The following is a 23925-nucleotide window of genomic DNA, read 5'->3' as shown; positions in this document are numbered from 1 at the left end:
ATAATTTCGCTCCGCGGCCACCAAGACGACCGATGCCACTCTTCCGCGTGCCGCACTGATGCCTGATTGCCCACCGCAGCCGATATGACGCCCCTGATCGAACCCCCAATTCGCGACCTGAACAAGGTGACACCATGACCAAGCGACTGAATATTGGACTGATCGGATCCGGCTTCATGGGACAGGCCCATGCCGATGCCTTTCGCCGGGCGGGCATGCTGTATCGAGATCTGCCGGCGGTGCCGCATCTTTACATGATCGCTGACGCGACCCCGGAATTGGCCGCTGATGCGGCCCAGCGTTTCGGCTTTGAAAAATCGACCGGCGACTGGCGCGAACTGGTTAATGATCCGGGGGTTGATGTCGTCGACATCACCTCACCCAATGCCATGCATCATGATATGGCGCTGGCAGCTATCGCAGCAGGCAAGCATGTCTATTGTGAAAAGCCGCTTTCGGTGACGGTTGCAGAGGCCGAAGAGATGGCCGCCGCCGCGCGAGCCAGGGGCGTGAATACCATGGTCGCATTCAACAATGTAAAAACACCGGCTGCCATGTTGGCCAGACAGATCATTGACGCGGGCGAAATCGGCACTCCGACACGGTTTCGCGGCTGGTTCGATCAGGGTTTCTTCAACGACCCCGACCTGCCCTTTTCCTGGCGCTGCACACGGAAGGAAGCGGGCTCTGGCGCGCTTGGCGATTTGGGCAGCCATGTCATCTCGGTCGCGCAATATCTGATGGGCGATGTCACCAGCACCATCGCGCAAACGCAGACCTTCTTTCCCACTCGCCCGGTTCCGCAGGGTGCCGGCGGCTACAGCGCCAAGGCAGCACCCGACGCCCTGCGGCGCCAGGTTGAAAACGAAGATCAGGTGCAGGCCATGATCCGTTTTTCGAACGGCGCTGGCGGCACGATAGAGGCGTCACGCATGTCTGCGGGCAAAGTCTTTGGCGTCTACTGGGAAGTCTCGGGCACCGAAGGTTCCATCATCATGGACGGAGAGCGGTTCAACGAACTAAAGGTCGCCCGCTTTGGTGATCCCAAGCGCGATCGGGGGTTCAAGACGCTGCTGGCGGGTTCGCAGGTGCCGCAATTCGCAGCCTTCTTTCCGTTCGATTTTGCGGGCGGCGGTCTGGGCTATTTCGACGTCAAGGTGATCGAGGTGCGCGATCTGATCGCGGGGATCTGCGAGGCCGATCGGTGCGACCCGGATTTCGACTTCGGGTTGAAGAACATGCGCATTATCGACGCGATGGAACGCTCATTAGAGTCGAAGACTTGGGAGGATGTCTGAGGCCCTTTCCGACCCGGCTTCCCCCGTCACGTGTGCCAGACCCGATGCAGGCTCCGCCACTTCATTGGGGCATTCTGGGGACGGGCTGGATGGCTGAAGAATTCATCCAATCCGTCCGCGTCCATACGCCACAGGATATCGCCGCTGTCGGATCGCGCAATCAAGACCAGTCCGATGCCTTTGCCCGCACATGACAGATTGGGAAATCATATGGCAGCTATCAGGCTTTGGTCGATGATGACGAACTTGATCTGATCTATGTTGCGACGCCCGACAACATGCATCACGAACATGCGCTGCTGGGCCTGGCGTCTTATCCCTTTGCGCTGCTGCCCAAACTTCCGGGACCGGCCAAAAAGAATGGTCGGGCTGAAACAGGGTGATCCAAGCGGCCTTCATGGGAAATTATGGATCAGCATGGCAAATGGGCTCTGTTGTGCAAATCAGCTGATGGCCGATATATAAATAATATCACCGCGCAACAGAAGAATGCAGCAAGCATCGGAAAAGGCAGGGCGAACCCTGCCTTTGACAGAAATGGGAGGGCCGATTATCGCCGACAGGCCAATGTCACCTCTACCGGGTTAGGCACCAGATCCAGTGTCGAGCCGTTGCTGGCGTCAACGCCTGCCCCAATAATCCCGCCAACCAGAACATTTCCGGCCATGGCTGCGCCACCGCCACCCGCAACTTTGTTCGTCACCCGAATTTGCTGGGGCTCGCACCCCTGTTTGGTAATCAGCACATTCAGTTCGGATTTACGCGGCACCTTGAAAGTGCAGGGCGTGTTGTCGCAGGACTCTCCGTTGCTCATCTTCACCTGCGCACCTGTCGGGGTTGAATTGACAACCAGAACATCATTTGTGCCCCGTGTGATTGTCGCGCAGGCAGAAACAAACATGACCGTTGAAATAACAAAATATTTAATCAGCATCATCGCCTCATTATTCAGATGAAGCGACGATGCTGTGGCGCGAACAATATTTCAACTTGATAGGATCTAGAATTTTATTACAAATATCAGCGATTTATATCATAAATTGCCGATATTTACGCTCCACTGATCCGCCAGATCACGTCGCCCACATCATCCGCCATCAGCAAGGATTTTTTATCCGGTCCGATCGCGACACCTACGGGCCGACCATAGGCGCTTTTTTCATCCTCACTCAGAAAGCCGGAAAGGATGTCTTGTGGTGGGCCAGACGGGCGGCCATTTTGGAAGGGCACGAAAATCAGCTTGTAACCGCTGAGAATTGAACGGTTCCACGATCCGTGCTGTCCGATCACCATACCGTCAGGAAACCCCGGTAGCGTCCCTGCGGGCATCCAGCACAAACCCAAAGAGGCGGTATGCCCACCAAGCGCATAATCCGGTGTGATTGCCCGCGCCACAAGGTCGGGATCTTGCGGCACACGGTCGTCAACGGTCTGGCCCCAATAGCAGTAAGGCCAGCCGTAAAAGCCACCCTCTTGCACCGATGTCAGATAATCCGGTGGGGTTTCATCGCCCAACCCGTCACGTTCGTTAACCACGGTCCACAACATACCTGTCGTTGGCTCCCATGCCGTGCCGACGGCATTGCGCAGACCGGTGGCAAATTCGCGTGTTTGCCCGGTTACCAGATCCAGCTCCCAGATCGACGCACGCCCTTGTTCGGCATCCATCCCCTGATCGGCGATATTGGTCAGCGAACCGACCCCCGCATAAATCCTGGTGCGATCAGGTGAAACGATCAGGCTGCGGGTCCAGTGACCATGCGGCTTGAACTCGACAAGGCGGCGGCCCTGACCGTGAATTTCAGTGGCATTTTCGGTATAAGGGAAAGCCACGATTCCATCGGTATTGCCGACATAGAACGTGCCATCAACCAGCGCCATGCCAAAGGGTTGCCGCTGATTTGCCAGAAACACGTGGCGGCCTTCTGCGACGCCGTCACCATCCGCATCCCGCCACAGCGTGATCCGATTAGCGCTGTCGCCAATGGCCTTTACGCGGCGCATGGTGGCCTGTGCTGCGCGATCAAACAGGGTTTTCGGTGGCCCCGGCTGTTCCCTGGATTCAGCAACCAGAACATCGCCGTTCGGCAGCACCTCGATCCAACGGGGGTGGTCCAGACCGGTCGCGAAGGCGTTGACCTTCAAGCCCGGCGCAGCGGTCGGCAGATGCCCTGGCTTCCAGCCGGTCGCAGCGGGCATTTTCAACGTCATGATCCCCTGCGGCTTTGCCTGCGGTATGACGGGGGTCAAACCAATCGCCTGCTGACGCGGAGATTCGGCCCGGCGCTGTCGCACCATGAAGCCGCCAATCATTCCAGTTATTTTGGCCAACAGGTCCATCAGATCCCCCATGAATGTTTCACCGGAGGATAAAGCAGTTAAAGGACAAACCGAAAGGCGGATTCAACAGTTCGGGCCACAAATGCGAAAAGGGCAATGCAAAGCATTACCCTAGCGCATAAACATCCATGCAGATGCTTTTTATCATTCGGCCCCGGTAAAACCGAAGCGAACGCAGGCAAGATTACTTGATCTTGCCTTCTTTGTACTCAACGTGCTGACGAACGACCGGATCGTATTTACGAACGGTCATTTTTTCAGTCATGGTACGGGCATTCTTTTTGGTCACGTAGAAGTGGCCAGTGCCGGCTGATGAGTTCAGCCGGATCTTGATGGTCGTCGGCTTCGCCATGGTTATCGCTCCTGCTGCGGGGAAAGTCGCGCAGCGCAAACCCCGTGGAATTCATTAGAGCCTGCCTTTTAGCCGCGATGATCCGCATGTCAACCGGAATCCTTGAGTTTCACCTAGTTTCAACCCGGATATGCATTTTGGGACACTCACCAGGACATCCGGCATTGCCGAAACAGGATTATCTGCGCGAAGGGCCTGTAAGCCGGATTCTGTCTGTCGGGTTGCCCCGAAACGGGATGACCATTCCTCTGGCCCGGCTGTTGCCAGCCGGATCTAGCTGCCTACCCGGACCTGCTGGGGCAAGGTAGCCCTGCAGCTTGCGCCGCGCGCGGTCCCTATTCGGCATTGCTCCCGGTGGGGCTTGCCATGCGGGGACTGTTGCCAGCCCCCCGGTGGGCTCTTACTCCACCGTTTCACCCTTACCCGCAGTTTGCGGGCGGTCTGTTCTCTGTGGCGCTTTCCCTGGGGTTGCCCCCGCCGGGCGTTACCCGGCACCGTCACCTTATGGAGTCCGGACTTTCCTCGCGGCACGAAGCCACGCGGTCATCCAGCCCTCCGCGCGATATTGGATATGGCGGGCATGGCTCGCGACGTCAATGGGGCAATAGGGGGCGCCGCCCCCGCCGCCTGACGGCGGCTCCCCCGGGGTATTTCAGCAAAGAAGAATCAGATCTGCACGCGCAGGGCGACGGAAGCGGCCGCGCGGCGGTCGGCTTCTGCTTCCGGTCCAGAGGCCCAGGGGCGAAAGCGAAGCCGGAAGGCAGCCAGCCGCTGATCAGGCGCGCTATCGGGATAGCCGATTCTGTCCAAGCTTTCGTGCAGCGGAATGTCCGCGCCACCTGCGCCCCAGATTGCCAGACCTTCACGTGCCAGGCGCTGCCAATCGAAATGCGGGCCGGGATCTGTCTTGCGATCAGGGGCCATATCGGAATGGCCGATCACACCTTCTGGCCCGATATGCCATCGCTGCATGATGTCGCGCAGCAGATCAGTCAGCGCATCCATCTGTCGGGCGGGAAATGGGGCATTGCCGGGATTGGCGATCTCTATCCCGATGCTGCGAGAGTTCACGTCATCGCGCCCCTGCCAGCTGCCCGCACCGGCATGCCAGGCCCGCTGATCTTCGGGCACCAATGCTTCCGCATGCCCGTCCTCGTCGATCAGCCAATGGGCGCTGACTTCTGCCGCAGGATCGCACAGCCGCGCGCGGGCCGAGGCGCAATCGGCCATACCGGTATAGTGAAGGACGATCAGTTCGGGTCGTTGCCCGCGCCGGTCCCCGAAATTCGGACTTGGATAACGGATGATCAAAGCTGCGGTTGGCGGAACGGAGCCGGGTTCCAGCCACAGACGAACCCATCACCGTCAGGGTCCATTCCGCGCGGGTCGCGGTCCGGGCCACCGGCGGCAAGGAACGCCGTCTGTGCCGCATCCGCCGATTGATAGCTGGCGCAAGCGCGGGTCGCCTGTGTGGCCGAGCCGGCGGTGCGGGCAAAGACACGCGTGCCCGGTGCATGCTCCTGCGCGAAGGCATAGCGGACCAGAACCGGCGTCGATCCCGGATAGGGACCGGTGGTCGTCTTGGGCAACATCGAATCGGGCACGATCTGCGACGGCGCATTCGGGTTTGCACGAACGGTTGATGTGGTTGCGACGGTTGCCGTGGTTGCGCGGCGGAAACGGCCTGCGCCCATCGTCGTGGGAACAGGAACCGGCGAAGCACCGGCAATCTGTTCAGGCGTGAACGCTTCGGCGGGAAGCGCCACCGGGATCGTTGCGGGCGATTCCGTATTCGTCACCAGCGCCTTTTCACGCGCAACCCGATATTCGCCGTAGGCGTTGGCCCCATATTGATAGTTCGGGTTCCACCCTTGATGTTCGCCACAACCGGCCAGCGCCAGCACCGAAATCACCAACCAGCCGCGCATCGTGCCTCCGTCATACCAATGATTTCGACCAACCTACCACCAGCGGTTCGGCTTGGCCACAAAACCCGCAGCTTTTTCAAGCACCAACGCCTGATTAAGTAAATCGGCTTCTTCGAAGGGACGCCCGAACAGTTGCAGTCCAAGCGGTAATCCGCGTGCATCCAGCCCGACGGGAACCGAAATTCCGGGCAGTCCGGCAAGATTCAGCGTCACGGTAAACACGTCGTTCAGATAGACCTGCACCGGGTCGGCATCGTCCATCGCGCCAAGCGGGAATGCCGACGAAGGCGTTGCAGGTGCCAGAATGGCATCGACACCGCTGGCATAGGCATTTTCGAAATCCTGCTTGATCAGGGTCCGGATCTTGCGTGCGCGGTTATAATAGGCGTCGTAGAAACCCGCAGACAGCACATAGGTGCCGATCATCACGCGGCGCTGCACCTCGGGGCCAAAGCCCTCGGCGCGGGTCTTTTCATACATCTCGACGATGCCATCGCCCTGCCCCAGCTTGGCGCGGCGGCCATAGCGGACACCGTCATAGCGGGCAAGGTTCGAGGACGCCTCGGCCGGTGCGATGACGTAATAGGCGGGCAAGGCGTATTTGGTATGGGGCAGTGAGATATCGACGATCTCGGCACCTGCATCGCGCAGCATATCTGCGCCCTGCTTCCAGACGGATGCGATATCATCGCGCAATCCATCAAGGCGATATTCGCGTGGAATACCGATTTTCTTGCCGCGAATATCGCCGGTCAGTGCCGCCTCAAAATCGGGCACGGGGCGTTCGGCACTGGTCGAATCCTTCTCATCCACCGATGCCATCGCACCCAGCATGATGGCCGCGTCGCGCACCGATTTGGTCATCGGCCCGGCCTGATCCAGCGACGACGCAAAGGCCACGACACCCCAACGGCTGACACGGCCATAGGTCGGTTTCAGGCCGACGATCCCGGTGAAGGCGGCCGGCTGACGGATCGAGCCGCCGGTATCCGTGCCCGTCGCCGCCAGGCACAGGTCCGCAGCAACAGCCGCAGCAGACCCCCCGGACGAGCCGCCCGCAGTCAGCTCTTGCCCGTCATCGGCTTTCCACGGATTGACCGAGCGGCCATAGACGCTGTTTTCGTTGGTCGAACCCATGGCGAATTCGTCTTGGTTCAGCTTGCCCAGCATGACTGCGCCCGCATCCCACAGGTTCTGCGTCACGGTCGATTCATATTCCGGGCGGAATCCTTCCAGAATCCGGCTGGCGGCCTGCGTCTGCACACCTTTGACGCAGAACAGATCCTTGATCCCGACCGGGATACCCGTCATCGGGGCCGCGTCGCCCGCTTTGATCCGCTGATCGGCGGCGCGGGCCATATCGCGGGCCATATCGGGTGTCTGATGGACGAATGCGTTCAACGCCCCCGATGTCTCGATCGCAGCAAGGCAGGCATCCGTCAGTTCGACCGAGGTTACATCGCCTTTGGCCAGCGCGTCGCGCGCCTCGGCAATGGACAGTTTGTTCAGATCGCTCATTCCACCACCTTCGGCACGGCAAAAAAGCCTTCGCGCGCATCGGGCGCGTTGGCCAGAATTTTGTCCTGCATGCCACCAGCCGTCACGATATCCTCGCGCCGCTTCAGCCGCATCGGGGTCACGCCAGTCATCGGTTCGACACCGTCAACATCGACTTCGTTCAGCTGTTCCATGAATTTCAGGATCCCGCTCAGTTCGCGCGCAAGGGCGGGCAGCTGAGCGTCATCGACTGCGATTCGTGCCAGATGGGCAACCTTGCGGGCCTCGTCCTCGGTGATCGACATGACATTTCCTTTCGTTGCGCGCGGGTCTACAACCCAACGGGCGCACCTGCAAGAACCGCGCGATACCAAAGGGGGACGGATGCAAGCTGCCCTATCAATCCTGCCGGTGATCGCGCTTGTTGCGATCGGGCACATGCTGCGGCGCACGCAAATCATCGCCACGCATAGCTGGCCGGGGATCGAGCAGCTTGGCTTCCGCGTTCTGTTCCCCGCCATCCTGCTGACCTCGATCTATCGGTCCGACCTGACCCTGGGCACGCTGGGCCCCTATCTGGGCGCGATGGCGGTGGCTTTTGCGATAGTTGGACTGTTGGCATTGGCCTTGCGTCGGCCATTGCGGCTGACAAACCCACGCACCAGTTCGATGTTTCAGGGCGCGTTGCGGTTCAACTCGCTGCTGATCCTTGCGGTTGCGGCGCAAGGTCTGGGGCCGAAAGCGCTGTCCGATCTGGCGGTCGCGCTGGCGTTTCTGATCCCGGCTTTCAACATTTCGGCCATTATCGCACTGACATTGCTGCCGCCCGAAACCGCAACCGACCAGGCCGCTACCCGCAAACAGGCCATCAAGCGCATCGGCAAAGAGATCGTCCGCAATCCGCTGGTGCTGGGCTGTGTTGCCGGCCTGCTGCTGAACCTGTCGGGGGTTGATCTGCCGTCATGGGTCATGGCGCCACTGGACTGGCTGGGCCAGGGCGCGTTGGCCATCGGCCTGCTGACCGTCGGCGCGGGAATCGAATTGCGGCGCCTGTGGCAAAGCGACAAGGCCATGTGGATCGGCGTCGGACTGCGCCTGCTGCTGTGCCCGGCAATCTTCCTGCTGATTGGGCTGCTGATCCACCTGCCCGCCTACCAAATTGCATCCGGCCTGCTGGCCACCGCCGCGCCCGGAGCCTCGGTCGGCTATATCCTTGCACGGCAGATGGGCGGGGATGCGGAATTTTTCGCCGACATGTTCACCTGGCAGACCGTGCTGTCAGCCGTGACGCTGCCCCTGTGGCTGGTGCTGGGCGGGATGATTGCGGGATAGCAGGACCTGCCGCCTCGCAAATGACACTCTCAAGGATGGCATCAGAAACGACACGCTGCGCCGTGGCCGCGGCAATGACACTGTTCTGGGGAATGACGGCCTTGCCGGAAATGACCTCATTGCAGGCGGCACAGGTAGGGATGTCGTCATCTATCGCTACTCTCACGGCGTGGATGTCATCACCGATTTTCCAAATAACGTCGACACCATTCAGATAATCAAGCCAAACTTGGATAGCTGGGCCGAATTGCGTCCATACATGAGCGCATCGGGCGCAAATGTCGTCATCAACTTCGGCTGAGGGAACCCGGTTCCTTATGTCCGCTCCGCTCGTCGGAGGGTCGATAAATGAAGGTGCTCAGGGGCGTTATTGCCCCTGACTCCTGTTCACGCAAACCCTTGGAAAGCCATCCCGCACCGCTGTTTCAACGCATCCAAATTTAATTTCAAAACTCGTAAAATTTCCTCTTGCGCCCATCCACGCCCTCGCCTAAACACCGCTCCACGCAGCCGGGAACACTGGCGGCGCTGAAAAAGTGGCCCGTTCGTCTATCGGTTAGGACGCTAGGTTTTCAACCTAGAAAGAGGGGTTCGATTCCCCTACGGGCTGCCACTTATCCATCTATTTCCCCATCGTTTCAGTATCTTGCACATCTGAATTGCCCTGCAATTTGGTGAACGAGGGCAATTTACTCATTCCGCCATCGGCCAATCGGGCACGTCCAGCGGCCTTTGTATAGGTCGCCGCCTCATGCGGCGTCTTGTGCGCAAGGAAGGCCATGATCTCAAATTCCGTAGCCCCGTGTTCCGCCAACCGGGTCGCCCCAGCCTTCCGCAGACCATGCGTGGAACAGTGCGGCAATCCCGCTGCGGTGCATTGATCTTTGAACCAGTTCGCAAAACTTTCGGGCTTGTAAGCGTGCCCTGCCCCATGGTGCAAAAACAGCATCACGTTGCGCGGCAAGCGATCCAGTTCGGCCCAAAGCTCGGGCAGGATCGGCAGATCGGCAGCTTGCCCGGTCTTTCCGCGTCGATAGCTGATGCGACCGTTCTTGACGTTCTGCCACCCCAGCCTGATCACATCTTGCCGCGCAGCGCCCGTGGACAGAACCAGCAGCATCGCAAGCCGGGGCTTTGTGCCTGCGCCAAAGGTGTCGAGGAACCGGGAAATCTCTTCCTCGGTCCACGTATGATAGCCGGTGTCGTTTTCCTTCCGTGTCATGGCTTTTTTCGCCGGATTCACGGTCAGCCATTCCTTGCGGATGCCGAAATTGAACAGGGTGGACAGGTTCTTGCGCACCGTGTTGGCAGCGGTTGGGCCTGTTTTCATGCCCATCAGGTGTTCGACATGGCGGGTGCGGATATCGTCCAGCGGCCATGTGCCCGCCTGCTGCTTGAGCCAGTCGAATTCGCGCCGCAGCGTATTCCGTCGACTATCCGAGGCGTTCAGATACTGTGCATCGCCCATGAACTGTTCGATGATCCACCCGACCGTGCCGAAGACCGCCGTCGAGAACACGGGCTTTTCTGCGCCGCGCAGCAGCGCCTCATACGCGGCCTTGAACTCAGTCGAGCCATAGGGATGGTCGATATAGGCGTCGATCACCTTCACGCCGTTGACGTGTTTCTTGAACCGCCAGCGCAGCTTGCCCCGTTGCCAGTTGCGAGACACGCCGGGAAATTCGCCGCCTTTATGCTTTGCCACGGCGCGCCTCAATCAGCTGGTCGATCCGGTTTGCACCTATCGACACCGCACCTGCGCGGAGAACGTGAATAGTGCCGTCCTGCGAAATGCGTAGCTCGCCCGGCTCGAAGCCAGCTGCCTGCGCGCCCTTGATGGCGCGGGTCACATCTGCCTGCCGGAACGGGGTAACGCGCGGCACCTTGTTGGTGCTATGGTCCTGCACGTCTGATTCTCCTACTTGGGTTTCAGGTAAGGCCGAGGCGGCTCGGTCGCCAAACTTGGACCGCCTCGGCTGGATTTCAGGGCCATCAATCCTCGGATCCGAAGGTGCGCAGCTTCTCAGCAGTTGCATGGGCGATCAGCCGCCGCATCTTTTCGATGTTGAAAGTTGTAACACGCCGAATGTCGGAGCCGGAAAACAGCGCCGTATCCCACTGATCCGCCGAGGGCACATCTTCGGGCAGACAGGCATGTCGAGAACCGACATAGGTTTCCACGTAGGCGATGGCCTTGGCCTCTGGATGCACTGTCGCCTTCACACAAATCGCGCATGCGATACGGCCCGCCGCTTCGCGCGAGTAGCCGCCCTCCATCAACTCGCGATAGAGCCAGATCGAAATCATATCATCGGGTTCAAAGTAACGGGTTCGGCCAGCCACCGTTGAGGGAACGCATTCTAGGAAGCCGTCCGAAACAGCCTCATTGAAACGGTCTCGATCAAGCCGAGCGACTTCACACGCGAAAGCTGTCGTCAGCCGTGGGGTAGTGCTGTCCATGTCATAACCTCTGGATTTTTTCCATAGATACCAAACTTGCAGAAAATGTCCAGAGGTTCTTTTCTTCGCCACGCCGTCACCGGATCAAAAATCCAGTTCAGGTTCATGCCTGTGCGCATCGCAATCCGGGTGATAATCATGTAAGGCCTTTCCCAACCTCCTCCGCATGCTCCTTCAAAGCGTCTTTGGCCTCGGCCAATTTCGCAACCGCGTCGAAGGCCACGCGATTGATCGCTTTGCCTTCCTCGGTTTGGTCACATCGTGTCGCCATTTCAATAATATCGATGTAACACATGGCTATGGCGATCAGGTCGCCAGCCTCAAGATCAAGACGTTTCATGGGTCAACCTCGTCCTCTATCTCATGAGCGAGGCGAGCGATCACTTCGAAAAGTGATATGTAGCATGTGCTGAAATTGCGGATGTTGTAAGCGGTATCGCTCGCGGCTACGCCGATGGCCGCAAGATGGCGGATTTGGGCGGCCTTCTCATCGACGCCAATACTGACACTGCCATCATACATGTGCCAATCGCGGCTCATACCGATACCTTGATCAGTTTGTTGACCTGCCTGTAAGGCCGTGCGGACATAGCTGCGCGCTTCGCGTTCGGAGTTGCTGTATATCTGCGCGGTCGCTCGGTCACGTCCAGAGCGAGGGACAGGCAGTCGTGGATTTCAAAGAGGCGGGCGGAAGGTAAGCCGGGGGTGTTCCCGGAAATCGGGTTGAGGCGCATTGTGGTCGCTCCATTGCGGTGTTAATACTGAAAGTATCAACACGACCAAGAAACGGCTGTCAATGCTAAAAGTATCAATTGAGCAAGTGAAGGCCGCGCGCGCGCTGCTGCGATGGTCGCAGGCTGACCTTGCTGGCGCATCGGGGATTTCCCTTCCGACGATCAAACGACTTGAGGCCGCGACAGGCGAAATTGGTGGGCGTGAGGATACCGCCACCGCGATCCGTGCAGCTCTCGAAGCTGGCGGGGTGATCTTCATCGACGAAAACGGCGACGGGCCGGGCGTAAGGTTAAGGAAAGACAAACCATGATCGAAATTGGCAAAAGCTACCGTCTTGTGATGATCGAGCGTGACGACGATGGATATCACACGGGTTCAATTGGCGTTACTGTAACAGGCCGGGATGGAAACCTGCTGCAAGTGAATGGCTGCGAAGTCATCAACATGGCGTCGCCCCTGTTTCACTCTCTGATCGATGAGGAAGGGCAGCGGGCATACTTCAAAAGGCTGGATGAAAAGTTCAAGGCTGGTCTATCTGGTAATGATGAGGACTTCAGTTGACAGAATTGGCCGGGACGCTTTCACGCCCCGGCTCTGATCAGCCCCGGCAGGGCTGCCGTGCTGATCCGCGCCACGCCCCGGAGAATCCAATGAGGCCGCGCCTTGACGGGGTTTTCGGCATAGGCTGCCGGGCACTATCCGTCTGATCCCAGATGCTTCGCAGCCCTCTGATCCGCAGGGCGCATCCCGACCCTATCTCATCAAGCCTCCACCAGCATTTCGAGGAACGCGCGATCCTGACTTTCGCGCGGATGCTCTTTCAGGTCGTATTCGATGCCGCCGATGCGAAGTCGCCATTCGCTGGTGATCTCGCGCGCCTCCGGCGTTGCGCGGATGGTCACGATGGCCGGGGCCTTCGCTGCCATGCGCGCCTGCATGATCTGTTCGCCGCCGCGCAGCGGCAGAACATGCGCCCAGCTGCGGAATTGCAGGTCATACCGCTGAATTACGCGGCCATCCGCGTCCTTTTCCATGAACGGCTTGAGGAATTCCGCCCGTTTGGTCAGCTGGCCCGCCGATTTCTGATCGCGCTGTGCCATGTCATTCTTGCCAGTCGATGAACTTCTGGGCGTCCAGCAGGGTCGCGCCGTCCAGCCCGGCTTCTTTGGCGGCGGCCATCGCCTGCAACATTGCGCCGAACGCTCGCGCCTTGCCACCGTGATCGAACGCCTGCATCGGGCGCACCACGTCGATGGTGACGGCATCGCCCAGCTTTTCCGACGCTTCCTCGGCCAGCAGGTTGGCGATTGGTTGCAGCACCAGCTGCGCCAGATGCCGCTGCGCCTCGCGCACCATCGGGCCGGTGGTGGACGGATTGACCAGCCCCGGCAGGATGCCGAACACGCCGTAGATCTCGCCCTTGGCCTCGGTCAGCAGCTTGTCGGCCAGCGTGTCTTTCAGATTCGGTGACAGCTGGTCGGGGCGCTGGCCGATCTGCGGGTTCATGCCCGCCGCTGTTGCCGCTGCAACGCCCTCGATCAGCAGCGATGCGCCGCGCCGACCTTTGAAGCCAGCGCGCAGGTCGGCCATATCTTCCTGACTGCCTTCGGGGACGGGGATAATCTGGCTGCCGATGGGGGCATCGCGGAACACGTCGCGCATGGCCGTGGTGATTTCGTCCAAGAGGCCGGCCGAGAGACGGGCGCGGGCCAGCGGCGCCGATCCGGCCCATGGCGTGGTGGCGTCACAACCGATGCGGAAGTGCAGCACCTCGCCCGCCAGCACGGTTTCGTTGCGACCGCCACCGATTTCCGGCAGGCCGACGCGATAGGCCCGCGGCTGGCCATAGCGCGTGGACAAGTCCCAATCGGTGCAGGGGATCAGCCGGTCGCGGATCAGGAACAGGCATTCGCCGCGCAAGGCCAGCGCCCGTGCGATCATCGCCATGCTGCGCCGGTCCAGCAAATGGTGCCCTGCACATCAGCCAGCGACAAGCCCGCTTCCCAGAGGGTGACAGAGCCTTGCACTGCCGCCGTCAGCTCGGCCAACCCGGACGCGCCGGAAATCCACGCCTCGCGCGCGGCCATCAGGGACGCGGTATAGCCCGGCTGCACCGCGCGGGTCTCAATCGGCGCGGATTTGCGCCGGAACAGATCCATCAGCCCCATGTCAGAGCCTCCATCGCTTGAGGTGGTTTGCGACAATGCGTTCCGCGACCTCGCCCACGGGCTGCCATTCTCGCGCCTCGATCTGTGCTTGCGGATAGGCGGGCCGGGTGACGGCCGAGAATTCCAGCAGCTGGGCGCGGGTGACGGTGCGCAGCATGCCCGCGCCGCGCCGCTCGATCCGTTCACCGCCCGAGGGGACGCGGAAACCGGGCGACAGCCCCCGGATCAGGCCCGAGGCATGGGCGGCAAGAAAATCCCGCGCCCAGCTGGTGCCGTCACCGATATCGGCCTCAATCACCACGGCATCATCGCCATCGGTGACGCGCAGGCTGCCCGCCGACCGTGAGGCCAGCGGGCGGTTGAAGTCGTGACCGGCCAGCAGGTGAATATCCTCGCCCGCCTCGATCCGGTCAGCGAAGGCACGGGCGGCGATAACCTCTTGCCGCCCCGGTGCCAGTTCGGTCGCCGCGCCATAGGGGAACGTCGCCCGAAGGCGGGTTGCCCCGCCCTCGCTGCGCAGTTCCAATGCGCCGAGTGACGCCCCCCACAGCATCAGGGTTCACCGATGCCGGTCAGGATGCGGGTCTGCATCCCGCGCGGGACGGTAAAGTCCGCCGTGACAAGGCCGGTCAGAACCAGCTGGCCCGACTGCGCCTTGGTGTAGGGGTCGCGGATCAGGTCAACGCCGCCATAGATGCCCAGATAGCCGGGCGCGATGCCCTGCACGGTCGCGGTCATGATCGCGGTTTCAGCAGGGATGACGTTGCTGATCGCCGGGGTGCCGACATGCTTGGTCAGCCGGTCCCATTCCGACACGGCGGTGCCGGTGATCAGCGCGTCATCCAGCTCTGCCCAGATGGCAGGGTCAAAGCCCAGATTGACCTGGCTGGCGCTGGTGATCGCATTGTCCTGCATGAACGCCACGATCTGCGCCCGGAATGCAGCCCACGTCGCGGTCGCGCCGACCGGGGTCACATCGATGCCATAGGTCGCCGCGCCGGGGATGATGCCCAGAGGCTGGCCCGCCGCGCCGGAACCGTTGATCGTCACCCGGTCCAGCTCAAAGCCGATGGCCGCGTTCAGATCACGCCGGATTGCCGCCTCGAGGCCGTCACCCGCCTGTTTCAGCGCCTTGCGGCTGATCACCATCTGCGCCCCGCCGGTGTGATCAGGGTTCAGGCTGCGCTCTGCCGTTTCAAACCGCTCCGGCCCGCCGACATTGCCAAGCTCGGTGGTCTGCCAGCCAAACACCGCGCCCGCCGTCGCCACCGGAAAGGCCAGCTCGCCCGAGGTAATGTTGATCCGCTGAATGCCCAAACGCTCGGCCACCGAACCGGGAAAGATGCGGTCGATGATCGGACGGATGGTTTTCGGGTTGATCTGATCAGCGGCAATGGTTTCGCCGGCGCGGGTTTCCAGCGCGGCCAGCGGCACCGGAATGCCCTGATAGCCGCCCGCGTTCCGCATCTCGGTGACGATCTCGGCCGTCGCCCCGGACAGCGCCTTGCCTTCATCCAGCGACAACGCGACCTGCCGCAGCTCGAAGCGCCCGACCAGCTCGGCATATTCGCGGTCGCTGCGGGTTTCCAGATCGGCCCCGGCCTCGCGGCGTTCGGTATCCTCTGACACCAGCGCCGCGCGGTAACGGGTTTCGTTGGTGCGGTATTCCGCGTCCAGCGTCCCCATCTGGCGGGTTTCGTCCTCGGTCGGGGTCTCTTTCCCGACCAGTTCGGCCAGCGATTGGCGGATTTCGCTTTGCCGCCGTGCAATCTTGATACTGTCCAGCATGGTGTTCCTCATGTTGCCGGTTTGGGTTCCGCTGCCAGTTCGGCAACGGCTTTTGCCCACGCCTTGCGGGCGGGCGACTGGATCGGGGCGGGATGCCCGCATTCGATCCGGGTCTTTCGGGTGTGGCAGGACGAACAGCGGGTGGCGCAGTTCGTCGGCGCGAAGGCCAGATGCGGATGCGTCCGCACCGGCTTCACATGGTCGATTTCCAGACGCCCGCGCTTGGTGCCGCAATCCACGCAGGCCCAACCGTCGTGCTCGAGGACGGCTTGCCGCAGAACCTGCCAGCGCTTGGTCGAGGTGACGCGCTTGGAATGGCGGGCGTAATCGTCGCGTTTCATGCCCATGCCACGCGCGCCTTCCGTGTCGGGGTGGCTTTCATCCGCGCGCCCTGCGCCACGGCCAGCACCGATGCCGCCGCCGCGTCGATCCGGCCCAAGGTGCGGCCCTTGGCCAGCTTGGCGTTGCCCGCCGGGTCGATCAGCGTCACGGCATCCGCGAAGGCAAAGCGCAGCAACAACGACGGCGTGACCTTCACGTCGCCATCGAACAGCGCGCGCCGGAACCGCTCGATATCTTCGGCCCCGTCCTTCCAGCCGAAACCGCGCCAGATGAACGGGACGCGCGCCAGCCCGGCATTGTTCATGGCCTCGGCGAATTCGGCATGGCGGAAGCGGTCGCCGACGATGCAGGCGGGCTGGATGCCGTCCAGCTGGCGGACGATCTCGGCCAGCCAAGGGCCGGGCGGCACAGTGTTCTCGCCCATCACGGACAGTTCGCCGCGTTCATGCATTTCCAGATACCGGCCCGCCACCGCATCCGCTTCGCCGCGATCCTTGAGCGACGGATAGGCCGGGAACGTGCCGAGTGCCTCAAGCCGCCCGGTGTCCGGCCAGTAAAACGCCGCCGCCGACATCGACCGCGATCCACCCAGATCCACGCCCAGAATGCAGGGTCCGTCGCGGGCGGGAAGTTCATCGGGCGCGATCTCTGCCGACAGCCATTCATCGACTGTGACCAGAACCGACTTGTTCTCGATCGACACCCGCTCGTTGCGGTTCAGGTTGCGGAAGCTGGAAAGGGCCGATCCGCCGCGCGCAATGGCGGTGCGGGCTGCCGAGACAAGCCAGTCCGGGCTGGACCCGATACCTTCGGACGCACCGGGGTTCGCCAGCAGCAGACTTTCCAGATCATCAGCAGGCAGGCCGAAGGGCGGGCGATGTTCCTGCACATAAGCACCAGGCGGCGGCTGATCGAGCCAGCGGGAAAACGTGTTGGTGTCATCCGCCGCCGAAGTCGAGATGATCAGCGCCCGGCCATCGCGCTTGCCGAGGCCCGACAGTATGGCGTTCTCGAGGTTGTCGCCCTTTTCGCGTTCCCATGCCGCGCGTTCATCCATGATCGCCAGCGTCGGCGCACCGCCCAGGATCGACTTGCCGTCAGCGGCAATGCAGCGCGCCAGTCCGCCGCCGTTGCCCTCGAATTCGATTTCCAGCTTGGAGCCGCGCCGGATGGTGAACAGCGCCTGATCTTCCTCGGGCAGGCCGTTGATGTAGCCCAGCACAAAGTTGAACGCGATGCGCGCCTGATCGCGGTTGCGGGCTGCGAAGATGATCTCGCGGTTCGGCTGCGGGTTCTCTTGCAGCGCGCCGGTCAGATCGGCCAAGGCCAGTCCGGCAGACAGCGCCGTCTTGGCGTTGCCGCGCCCGATGGAAAGGACGCCCACCGTCACGCCGCGCGCAAATGCACCTTTCACAAAATTCCGCTGGAAATTCGCCAGTTTAAGGGGTTTTCCGGCCTTTTTACCGTCAGGAACGCGCAACAGCCCCAAAAACTGGATGGCGCGCATCGCTGGCGACTTTCCCCCGATTTTTTCCAAAAGCCCGAAAGGAACACTCTGCCGACGGTCCCCTAGCGCGCGCAAAGTCGCGGCATTGGGACCAGTTCGCGCATCGGCTTCACGCGCTTCGGGCGATCCGGCGGGCAGACCATCGAGACGCGGACGCCCTTTCGGTCGCGCCGAAACATCGTCGTCACCGCCGAACATATTGCGCTGCAACTGCGTCATCTCTCTTCCTCTCCGTCTGGCCTGCCTATCGGTTCAGACCCCGAGCAAAGGTCGGGAAGCGGGTTAAGCGCCGGGGTTCTGAACCCAGCTCCCGCCCCGACCTCTGCAATCTTGACCTGCCCATTCGGACGAGCCCGTCGCTTTGGTCAGACCTGCCTTTCCCTCGGCCTGGTCCGCTCTCCCATGTTCGCCGCCAGAGGGTGGCAGCGGGGTCTTGAGGCTTGGAGAGACCGGCAAAGCCGGGATAGCTGCCCCTGCGGTTTCTCATCCGCACCGTGCGGCTGATGCCGCGCCGGTTTGCGCCTGACCCGTTCCTTGGTTGCGCTTTAAGCAAACGCGCCAGCTAACCCGTGAAAGCCCGCAGTCTGCCGAGGCCCGCGCTATGCGGGCCAGTATGTTCAGTCCCTGTCGATCAGGTCGCCATCACCCTCCCCCGACACCGCTGGCAGCTCGGCCACCAGCTGACGCATGACCGACAGTTGCCGGGTGCTGGGCGTCCAGCCCGGACGCTTGCGAGCGCGCTGGATGGACAGAGCAAAGCCCCGAGACCAGCCCGTTGCGTCGGCAATGACACGCCGCCAGCTGAACAGCAGGTGATCCACCTCGGGATCGCCGGTGTAGAATTGTTCGGCACTCATGCCCGCACCCGCCGATAGCGCCCGACGATGCGGACGAAGTGAGGCGAAAGCGCTACGGCCTTGGGATCACCCGGCCCACGCGCGTCGAAATAGGCCACCACCTGATCGAGGACAGCCTGCCTCAAGTCGGCAGGCAGGTCAGTGCCATCTGCACCGAATCCGGCCTGATACTCGATCACCACGACGCCACAGGGGCGCGGGCCGGTTGCCCGGATCGCGGGGCGCTGCCCGGTAATGACGCTGAAATCCTCAAAGGCGGTGTCGTCAGCGGTGATCTGGACGGTTGACCAGTCCAGCAGCGGCGCAATCGGCAGGGCGAAGGAACTGCCACGCGGCCAGCCATCCAGCGTCACACGCACCGTCTGATGCAGCAGCGCAATCTGGGCCAGCTCCTCGGCCTCGAGCGCGGCGGCATTGACCATGCGATACAGGTCAGCATCTTCATCGTCATGCATGACCCGAGCCAGAGACTTCGCCTCGGCCAGCATGTCGCTGGTCATGTCGGTTCGGTTCAGGCGTTGGATATTCATGCCGCCACCTGCCGTTCTGCGAAGGACAGGAACGCCGCCTGATCAGCTGGTGACAGTCTGGCGAAGGATGCGGCGCAATACGCCTTCCGTTCGGCCCGGCTGGCAAGATTGGCCCAGAAATTGGCCTCGGCCATTAGCCGACCAAATAGCGGCACCGGCTGGCCCGCCCGCAGCCCCTCATAGACCGCCTCTATGAACGGCAGGCGGTCATCAGGATCGCAGTCGATGACCGCGGAAATTAGGGCATGGGCAAGCGCTTCGCGGCGAAGGTTTCGCGCGTATTCTTCTTGCGTGAATTCGCCCGATTTCTCGCAGGGCAAATCTAGATTTTCGGAAGTGTTTTCAATGACCTCTGTCAGCCCATTCGGGCTAACAGAGGCGTTGATTTCATGAGGAAATGAAGTTGACCCTACGGGCTGCCACTCCGTCCAGATTCACAGCCCGGTCATGCGCAGTTCAACTGCGCAATGAAACCTCGTCCCGCCCATTTCATGAACCGAAGTTTGCCAGTTTTCGGCCTACGCAACGTGGCTGAAATGGTCGGCTTTGCCCAGCGTGATTGATGGGCTTGGGGGGCTTTGAGCAAAGGCCTCTCGGCATTTTCACGCATTCGAAAGGTGCAATAGCGGGCGGGATCTGCTATGCTGTCGTGCAAGGACGGTTCGGCCCGGCAGCTTTGCGGGCGGATGCCGGGGTCTTCGGCTGACGCTTTGCCCGATACCGGGCCCTCCAGACAGGGAGGATGCAGTCATGACCCGAGAAACGATTGGAAATCCATTAAGCTGGGGCGCACAACGATTGGCTGGTGCCGGTCGTGGCTTAGGTGCAGCTGTCGAGGGCGTGGCCAGTCACGACATGGCCCGCCCCAGAATCAACCGGATCGGCATGGCCGATATTCGGACAGCACTTCGCTTGGGCATTGAAGATTTTGCCGCGCTCCGCTCGGACGTGATCAGTGCTGTGGTGCTGTATCCGATTATTGGTTTTGTTTTGGCCGTTTGGACGTTCAACGCGGGCCAGATCCACCTGTTGTTCCCATTGGCCGCGGGGTTTCCCCTGATCGGGCCTGTCGCCGCGATCGGCCTTTATGAAATGAGCCGACGGAGAGAGCGGGGCGATGCAACCGACTGGCGTGCAGCATTCACGACGCTCAGGGGGCGTGTCTTGGGACCGGTGCTGACCCTGGGATTGTTGCTTGTGGCGATATTCGTCCTTTGGATGATCGTGGCACATGCGATCTGGGCGGCAACACTTGGTCCTGCGTCCTACGACAGCCTGCTGGACCTGCTGCGCGACGCCTTTACCACCAATGCGGGTTGGGCGATGATCATTCTGGGCTTTGGCGCGGGCTTCATCTTTGCAGCCGTGGTGCTGTGCATCAGCATCGTTTCATTTCCGATGCTGATCGACCGCCCGGTAGGCGTGCCGGTGGCCTTGTCGACGTCGCTGGCTTTCGCGCGCCACAATCCGGGCATGACCGCAATCTGGGGACTGATTGTCGCGCTTGCGCTGATGCTGGGTTCGGTTCCGGTTTTCGCCGGACTTATCGTGGTGCTGCCTGTCCTTGGGCATGCCACGTGGCACCTTTATCGCCGGGCAGTCAGCTGGCCCGCCTGAGCCACGCGATCTGCCCATGCGTCCATACGTGCTTGCAAACCGAACAGGGGCAAGCACGTATTTGATTCTTGCGAGGCTACAGGGCGCGGGCAATGACCAGACGCTGCACCTCGCTGGTGCCTTCATAGATTTGCGTCACGCGGACATCACGATAGATGCGTTCAACGGGGTAGTCCCGCAGATAGCCATAACCACCATGAATCTGGATCGCGTCCGAACAGACCTTTTCGGCCATCTCTGACGCCACCAGCTTTGCCATGGAGGCCTCGGTCAGGCAGGGCAGACCCGCTTCGCGCAACGCGGCTGCGTGCAGGACCATCTGATGCGCGGTCTCGATCCGCGTCGCCATATCGGCCAACATGAAGGCGACTGCCTGATGCTGGATGATGGGCTTGCCAAAGGTGATCCGCTCTTTCGCATAATCGCGGGCATGTTCGAATGCCGCACGGGCCATGCCGACGGATTGCGCGGCAATGCCGATGCGGCCGCCCTCCAGGTTGGCCAGCGCGATCTTCAGCCCCTCGCCTTCCTCGCCCAGCCGATTTTCAACCGGGATGCGCATATCGGTAAAGGACAGCGCGCAGGTATCGGTGCTGTGCAGGCCCAGCTTCTTTTCAACCGACATCACCTCGTAACCGGGGGTATCGGTCGGCACGATGAAGGCGGTGATGCCCTTCTTGCCCGCCGAAGGATCGGTCACGGCGAACACGATGATCAGCTGGCCGTTCTTGCCCGAGGTGATGAACTGTTTTGATCCGTTCAGAACATAGTGGTCGCCGTCACGCACAGCGCGGGTTCGGATCGCAGCGGCATCCGATCCGGTCGAAGGTTCAGTCAGCGCAAAGCCCCCGATCCATTCACCCGATGCCAGCTTGGGCAGGTATTTCCGCTTCTGTTCTTCGGTGCCGTATTTCACGATCGGCATGCAGCCGACTGAACTGTGCACCGACACGATGGTGGAACAGGGGCCATCGCCCGCTGCGATTTCTTCCAGCGCAAGAGCATAGGCAACCGTGCCAAGCTCCGATCCGCCATATTCTTCCGGCACCAGCATGCCCAGAAAGCCAAGCTGACCCATCTCATCCAGCTCTTCGCGGGGAAAGCGGGACTGGGCGTCGCGCTCCGCCGCACCGGGGGCCAGGCGTTCCTGCGCGAAATCGCGGGCTGCATCGCGGATTTGTTCCTGAGTGTCGTTCAGTATCATCAGTTGAACCTTTCGATTGCGACTGCGGTCGCCTCGCCCCCGCCAATGCAGAGTGAGGCAACGCCGCGATTCAGTCCATGCGTTTCCAGCGCATTCAGCAGCGTGACCATGACACGCGCACCAGATGCGCCGATCGGGTGGCCAAGCGCACAGGCACCACCGTGGATGTTCACCTTGTCATGCGGCAAATCCAGATCGCGCATCGCGGCCATGGCGACGACGGCGAACGCCTCGTTCACCTCGAACAGATCAACGTCATTCAGGTTCCAGCCGGTTTTCTGGGCCAGTTTCTTCATCGCGCCAATCGGGGCGGTCGGGAACAGGTTCGGTTTGTCGGCGTGGGTGGAATGGCCAACGATCACCGCACGCGGGGTCAGACCGCGCTTTTCCGCCTGAGACAGGCGCATCAGGACCAGCGCGGCACCGCCGTCAGAGATCGAGGAAGAGTTCGCCGCCGTGACCGTGCCATCTTCGCGGAAGGCCGGGCGAAGGGTCGGGATCTTGTCCAGACGCGCCTTGCCGGGTTGTTCGTCGATGGTGACGACAGTTTCGGTTCTGCCGGACCTGACCGTCATCGGCGCGACCTCGGCCGCGAACAGACCGTCGGCGATCGCCCGTTGCGCACGGGTCAGCGAGGTGATGGCAAATTCGTCCTGCGCTTCACGGGTGAACTGATAGGACTGGGCACAATCTTCGGCAAAGGTGCCCATCAGGCGGCCCTTGTCATAAGCGTCCTCAAGCCCGTCAAGGAACATGTGGTCCATGACCTGCCCGTGCCCCATACGAAAACCGCCCCGCGCTTTGGGCAACAGGTAGGGCGCATTCGTCATGCTTTCCATGCCACCCGCGACAATGACATCTGCCGTGCCCGCGATAAGCAGGTCATGGGCCAGCATCGCGGCCTTCATGCCCGATCCGCACATCTTGTTGATGGTGGTCGCGCCCGCGCCCAATGGCAGGCCAGCCTTGATCGCGGCCTGACGTGCCGGGGCCTGTCCCTGCCCGGCGGGTAGAACACACCCCATGATGATTTCCTCGACCGCTTCCGGGACGATGGTTGCACTCGCGACTGCGGCGCCGATTGCAGCGGCGCCCAGTTCGGCAGCCGTCGCGCCGGACAGATCGCCCTGAAAGCCGCCCATCGGGGTGCGGGCTGCGCCGACGATGACGATTGGATCTGAAGATGACATGAAATCCTCCTTACTTCGCAGCCATGCGCAAGGCACCGTCAAGCCGGATCACCTCGCCATTCAACATCTGATTTTCAACGATATGGCGGACCAGATTGGCGTATTCCGCCGGATCGCCCAACCGGGACGGGAAAGGCACCGATGCGCCCAGCGAATCCTGCACGTCCTGCGGCAAGCCCTTCATCATCGGGGTGGCGAAGATCCCCGGTGCGATGGTCACGACCCTGATCCCGTGCCGCGCCAGCTCGCGCGCGGCGGGCAGCGTCAGCGACGCCACCGCCCCCTTGGACGAGGCATAGGCCGCCTGCCCGATCTGCCCGTCATAAGCCGCGATCGAGGCCGTGTTGATCACCACGCCACGTTCACCCGACGAGCCCGGTTCGTTCCTCTGCATCGCCTCGGCCGCAAGGCGCAGCATGTTGAACGTGCCGATCAGGTTGATCGAAACGGCGCGGGCAAAGCTGTCCAGCTTATGCGGCCCGTCGCGGCCCAGAATTTTCTCGCCCGGCGCTACGCCCGCGCAGTTGACCAGCACATCGACGCGCCCAAAGGCGTCAAGCGCCGCTTGCACCGCGGCCTGCCCTTCGGCATCGCTGGTGACATCGGTGCGATGAAAGACAGCGTTCGGGCCAAGCTGATCGGCCACCGCGCGCCCCGCATCCCCGTTCACATCCAGCAGAACAGCGTGGCCCCCCTGCTGCACCACCATCTGCGCGACGGCATGCCCAAGACCGGAACCCGCGCCGGTGATCAGAAACACATGGTCTTTTATCTGCATTC

At 61.5% G+C, this 23925-nt stretch carries 32 protein-coding genes, 1 tRNA gene and 1 other RNA gene; 8 read left to right on the top strand and 26 right to left on the bottom strand.

The genetic code is table 11. The features are described 5' to 3' along the window. Window positions 1-134: 134 nt before the first annotated feature. Together H4P12_RS00255 and H4P12_RS00250 are read left to right on the top strand one after the other, a co-directional pair. Entirely contained in the window at window positions 135-1298 is a 1164-nt protein-coding gene (locus tag H4P12_RS00255) for a Gfo/Idh/MocA family protein (protein ID WP_187791604.1), read from the top strand. 227 nt (window positions 1299-1525) lie between these two features. Then, on the top strand, window positions 1526-1681 hold the full coding sequence (locus tag H4P12_RS00250) for a hypothetical protein (protein WP_187791603.1): 156 nt from the start codon (window positions 1526-1528) through the stop codon (window positions 1679-1681). A 167-nt stretch (window positions 1682-1848) separates the two neighbouring features. Here the strand turns inward: H4P12_RS00250 and H4P12_RS00245 are convergent, their stop codons facing one another. The 8 genes from H4P12_RS00245 to gatC form a co-directional block, all read right to left on the bottom strand. After that, a complete protein-coding gene (locus H4P12_RS00245; protein WP_246448752.1) occupies window positions 1849-2112 on the bottom strand; it encodes a hypothetical protein in 264 nt (87 codons plus the stop codon). A gap of 236 nt (window positions 2113-2348) precedes the next feature. Continuing rightward, entirely contained in the window at window positions 2349-3638 is a 1290-nt protein-coding gene (locus H4P12_RS00240; RefSeq protein ID WP_187791601.1) for a PQQ-dependent sugar dehydrogenase, read from the bottom strand. Between the two features lie 184 nt (window positions 3639-3822). After that, the gene (gene rpmG, locus H4P12_RS00235) at window positions 3823-3990 is read right to left on the bottom strand and encodes a 50S ribosomal protein L33 (protein WP_089344652.1); all 168 of its coding nucleotides are present in this window, start codon (window positions 3988-3990) and stop codon (window positions 3823-3825) included. A 182-nt stretch (window positions 3991-4172) separates the two neighbouring features. Then, window positions 4173-4549: RNase P RNA component class A (gene rnpB / locus H4P12_RS00230), an RNA gene on the bottom strand. A 107-nt stretch (window positions 4550-4656) separates the two neighbouring features. Beyond that, the gene (locus H4P12_RS00225) at window positions 4657-5301 is read right to left on the bottom strand and encodes an N-acetylmuramoyl-L-alanine amidase (protein ID WP_281390341.1); all 645 of its coding nucleotides are present in this window, start codon (window positions 5299-5301) and stop codon (window positions 4657-4659) included. Then, a complete protein-coding gene (locus tag H4P12_RS00220; protein WP_187791600.1) occupies window positions 5298-5918 on the bottom strand; it encodes a hypothetical protein in 621 nt (206 codons plus the stop codon). The genes H4P12_RS00225 and H4P12_RS00220 overlap by 4 nt, the downstream gene beginning before the upstream one ends. A 33-nt stretch (window positions 5919-5951) precedes the next feature. Then, the gene (gatA, locus tag H4P12_RS00215; protein WP_187791599.1) at window positions 5952-7436 is read right to left on the bottom strand and encodes an Asp-tRNA(Asn)/Glu-tRNA(Gln) amidotransferase subunit GatA; all 1485 of its coding nucleotides are present in this window, start codon (window positions 7434-7436) and stop codon (window positions 5952-5954) included. Further along, the gene (gene gatC, locus H4P12_RS00210) at window positions 7433-7720 is read right to left on the bottom strand and encodes an Asp-tRNA(Asn)/Glu-tRNA(Gln) amidotransferase subunit GatC (protein WP_187791598.1); all 288 of its coding nucleotides are present in this window, start codon (window positions 7718-7720) and stop codon (window positions 7433-7435) included. The genes gatA and gatC overlap by 4 nt, the downstream gene beginning before the upstream one ends. A gap of 79 nt (window positions 7721-7799) precedes the next feature. On the opposite strand from gatC, the gene H4P12_RS00205 reads away from it, so the two are divergent. The 3 genes from H4P12_RS00205 to H4P12_RS00195 all read left to right on the top strand — a co-directional run bounded on the left by H4P12_RS00205 (window position 7800) and on the right by H4P12_RS00195 (window position 9360). Then, on the top strand, window positions 7800-8747 hold the full coding sequence (locus H4P12_RS00205; RefSeq protein ID WP_187791597.1) for an AEC family transporter: 948 nt from the start codon (window positions 7800-7802) through the stop codon (window positions 8745-8747). Then, on the top strand, window positions 8737-9048 hold the full coding sequence (locus tag H4P12_RS00200) for a hypothetical protein (protein ID WP_187791596.1): 312 nt from the start codon (window positions 8737-8739) through the stop codon (window positions 9046-9048). The genes H4P12_RS00205 and H4P12_RS00200 overlap by 11 nt, the downstream gene beginning before the upstream one ends. A gap of 237 nt (window positions 9049-9285) precedes the next feature. Continuing rightward, window positions 9286-9360: transfer RNA gene (locus tag H4P12_RS00195), tRNA-Glu, on the top strand. Window positions 9361-9369: 9 nt separating this feature from the next. On the opposite strand, the gene H4P12_RS19125 is transcribed toward H4P12_RS00195, so the two are convergent. From H4P12_RS19125 to H4P12_RS00170, 5 genes are all read right to left on the bottom strand, one after another. After that, on the bottom strand, window positions 9370-10452 hold the full coding sequence (locus H4P12_RS19125) for a tyrosine-type recombinase/integrase (RefSeq protein WP_223115655.1): 1083 nt from the start codon (window positions 10450-10452) through the stop codon (window positions 9370-9372). Continuing rightward, window positions 10439-10654: a hypothetical protein gene (locus H4P12_RS00185; RefSeq protein WP_223115654.1), complete on the bottom strand. Its 216-nt coding sequence runs from the start codon at window positions 10652-10654 to the stop codon at window positions 10439-10441. Before H4P12_RS00185 ends, H4P12_RS19125 begins: the two co-directional genes overlap by 14 nt. Window positions 10655-10739: 85 nt before the next feature. Continuing rightward, on the bottom strand, window positions 10740-11207 hold the full coding sequence (locus H4P12_RS00180; RefSeq protein ID WP_223115653.1) for a hypothetical protein: 468 nt from the start codon (window positions 11205-11207) through the stop codon (window positions 10740-10742). A gap of 136 nt (window positions 11208-11343) precedes the next feature. After that, a complete protein-coding gene (locus H4P12_RS00175) occupies window positions 11344-11547 on the bottom strand; it encodes a hypothetical protein (RefSeq protein WP_187791595.1) in 204 nt (67 codons plus the stop codon). Beyond that, window positions 11544-11747, bottom strand: coding sequence for a hypothetical protein (locus tag H4P12_RS00170; RefSeq protein WP_187791594.1), 204 nt, complete (start codon window positions 11745-11747; stop codon window positions 11544-11546). The genes H4P12_RS00175 and H4P12_RS00170 overlap by 4 nt, the downstream gene beginning before the upstream one ends. Window positions 11748-12003: 256 nt before the next feature. Here H4P12_RS00170 and H4P12_RS00165 point away from each other — a divergent pair, with 256 nt between their 5' ends. Both H4P12_RS00165 and H4P12_RS00160 read left to right on the top strand, forming a co-directional pair. Then, window positions 12004-12252: a helix-turn-helix domain-containing protein gene (locus tag H4P12_RS00165; RefSeq protein ID WP_187791593.1), complete on the top strand. Its 249-nt coding sequence runs from the start codon at window positions 12004-12006 to the stop codon at window positions 12250-12252. Continuing rightward, window positions 12249-12503 (top strand): hypothetical protein, encoded by a 255-nt coding sequence (locus H4P12_RS00160; protein WP_187791592.1) that lies wholly within the window; start codon window positions 12249-12251, stop codon window positions 12501-12503. Before H4P12_RS00165 ends, H4P12_RS00160 begins: the two co-directional genes overlap by 4 nt. 200 nt (window positions 12504-12703) lie before the next feature. Here the strand turns inward: H4P12_RS00160 and H4P12_RS00155 are convergent, their stop codons facing one another. From H4P12_RS00155 to H4P12_RS00115, 10 genes are all read right to left on the bottom strand, one after another. After that, window positions 12704-13042 carry a phage head closure protein gene (locus tag H4P12_RS00155; RefSeq protein ID WP_187791591.1) on the bottom strand — a complete coding sequence of 113 codons (339 nt, stop codon included), beginning with the start codon at window positions 13040-13042 and terminating at the stop codon, window positions 12704-12706. 1 nt (window position 13043) lies between these two features. Then, window positions 13044-13889: a phage portal protein gene (locus tag H4P12_RS00150; protein ID WP_246448751.1), complete on the bottom strand. Its 846-nt coding sequence runs from the start codon at window positions 13887-13889 to the stop codon at window positions 13044-13046. After that, window positions 13880-14110 carry a hypothetical protein gene (locus H4P12_RS18630; RefSeq protein WP_246448750.1) on the bottom strand — a complete coding sequence of 77 codons (231 nt, stop codon included), beginning with the start codon at window positions 14108-14110 and terminating at the stop codon, window positions 13880-13882. The genes H4P12_RS00150 and H4P12_RS18630 overlap by 10 nt, the downstream gene beginning before the upstream one ends. Before the next feature lies 1 nt (window position 14111). Further along, on the bottom strand, window positions 14112-14663 hold the full coding sequence (locus tag H4P12_RS00145) for an HK97 family phage prohead protease (protein ID WP_187791590.1): 552 nt from the start codon (window positions 14661-14663) through the stop codon (window positions 14112-14114). After that, window positions 14663-15898 carry a phage major capsid protein gene (locus H4P12_RS00140; RefSeq protein ID WP_187791589.1) on the bottom strand — a complete coding sequence of 412 codons (1236 nt, stop codon included), beginning with the start codon at window positions 15896-15898 and terminating at the stop codon, window positions 14663-14665. Before H4P12_RS00140 ends, H4P12_RS00145 begins: the two co-directional genes overlap by 1 nt. A gap of 8 nt (window positions 15899-15906) precedes the next feature. After that, entirely contained in the window at window positions 15907-16245 is a 339-nt protein-coding gene (locus H4P12_RS00135; RefSeq protein WP_187791588.1) for an HNH endonuclease, read from the bottom strand. Beyond that, window positions 16236-17966, bottom strand: a complete 1731-nt coding sequence (locus H4P12_RS00130; protein WP_246448749.1) for a terminase large subunit domain-containing protein — start codon at window positions 17964-17966, stop codon at window positions 16236-16238. The genes H4P12_RS00135 and H4P12_RS00130 overlap by 10 nt, the downstream gene beginning before the upstream one ends. 398 nt (window positions 17967-18364) lie before the next feature. After that, entirely contained in the window at window positions 18365-18604 is a 240-nt protein-coding gene (locus H4P12_RS00125; protein ID WP_187791587.1) for a hypothetical protein, read from the bottom strand. Next, complete coding sequence (locus H4P12_RS00120; RefSeq protein ID WP_187791586.1) at window positions 18601-19134, bottom strand: head-tail connector protein; 534 nt, start codon at window positions 19132-19134, stop codon at window positions 18601-18603. The genes H4P12_RS00125 and H4P12_RS00120 overlap by 4 nt, the downstream gene beginning before the upstream one ends. After that, window positions 19131-19454: a hypothetical protein gene (locus H4P12_RS00115; RefSeq protein WP_187792501.1), complete on the bottom strand. Its 324-nt coding sequence runs from the start codon at window positions 19452-19454 to the stop codon at window positions 19131-19133. Before H4P12_RS00115 ends, H4P12_RS00120 begins: the two co-directional genes overlap by 4 nt. A gap of 430 nt (window positions 19455-19884) precedes the next feature. On the opposite strand from H4P12_RS00115, the gene H4P12_RS00110 reads away from it, so the two are divergent. Continuing rightward, window positions 19885-20751 carry a DUF2189 domain-containing protein gene (locus H4P12_RS00110; protein ID WP_187791585.1) on the top strand — a complete coding sequence of 289 codons (867 nt, stop codon included), beginning with the start codon at window positions 19885-19887 and terminating at the stop codon, window positions 20749-20751. Between the two features lie 76 nt (window positions 20752-20827). Here H4P12_RS00110 and H4P12_RS00105 read toward each other — a convergent pair whose 3' ends face one another. Genes H4P12_RS00105 through H4P12_RS00095 form a run of 3 tightly spaced genes read right to left on the bottom strand, consistent with a single transcriptional unit; the run spans window position 20828 to window position 23923 of the window. Then, the gene (locus tag H4P12_RS00105) at window positions 20828-21955 is read right to left on the bottom strand and encodes an acyl-CoA dehydrogenase (RefSeq protein ID WP_187791584.1); all 1128 of its coding nucleotides are present in this window, start codon (window positions 21953-21955) and stop codon (window positions 20828-20830) included. Next, a complete protein-coding gene (locus tag H4P12_RS00100; RefSeq protein WP_187791583.1) occupies window positions 21955-23145 on the bottom strand; it encodes an acetyl-CoA C-acyltransferase in 1191 nt (396 codons plus the stop codon). The genes H4P12_RS00105 and H4P12_RS00100 overlap by 1 nt, the downstream gene beginning before the upstream one ends. A 10-nt stretch (window positions 23146-23155) precedes the next feature. Beyond that, window positions 23156-23923 carry a 3-hydroxyacyl-CoA dehydrogenase gene (locus H4P12_RS00095; RefSeq protein WP_187791582.1) on the bottom strand — a complete coding sequence of 256 codons (768 nt, stop codon included), beginning with the start codon at window positions 23921-23923 and terminating at the stop codon, window positions 23156-23158. Between the last annotated feature and the right edge of the window lie 2 nt (window positions 23924-23925).

The sequence above is a fragment of the Paracoccus amoyensis genome, from assembly GCF_014490725.1.
GTDB classification, from domain to species: Bacteria; Pseudomonadota; Alphaproteobacteria; order Rhodobacterales; family Rhodobacteraceae; genus Paracoccus; species Paracoccus amoyensis.
The sequence above is the reverse complement of the archived record's forward strand: the minus strand, read 5'-3'. Positions and strand labels throughout refer to the sequence as shown.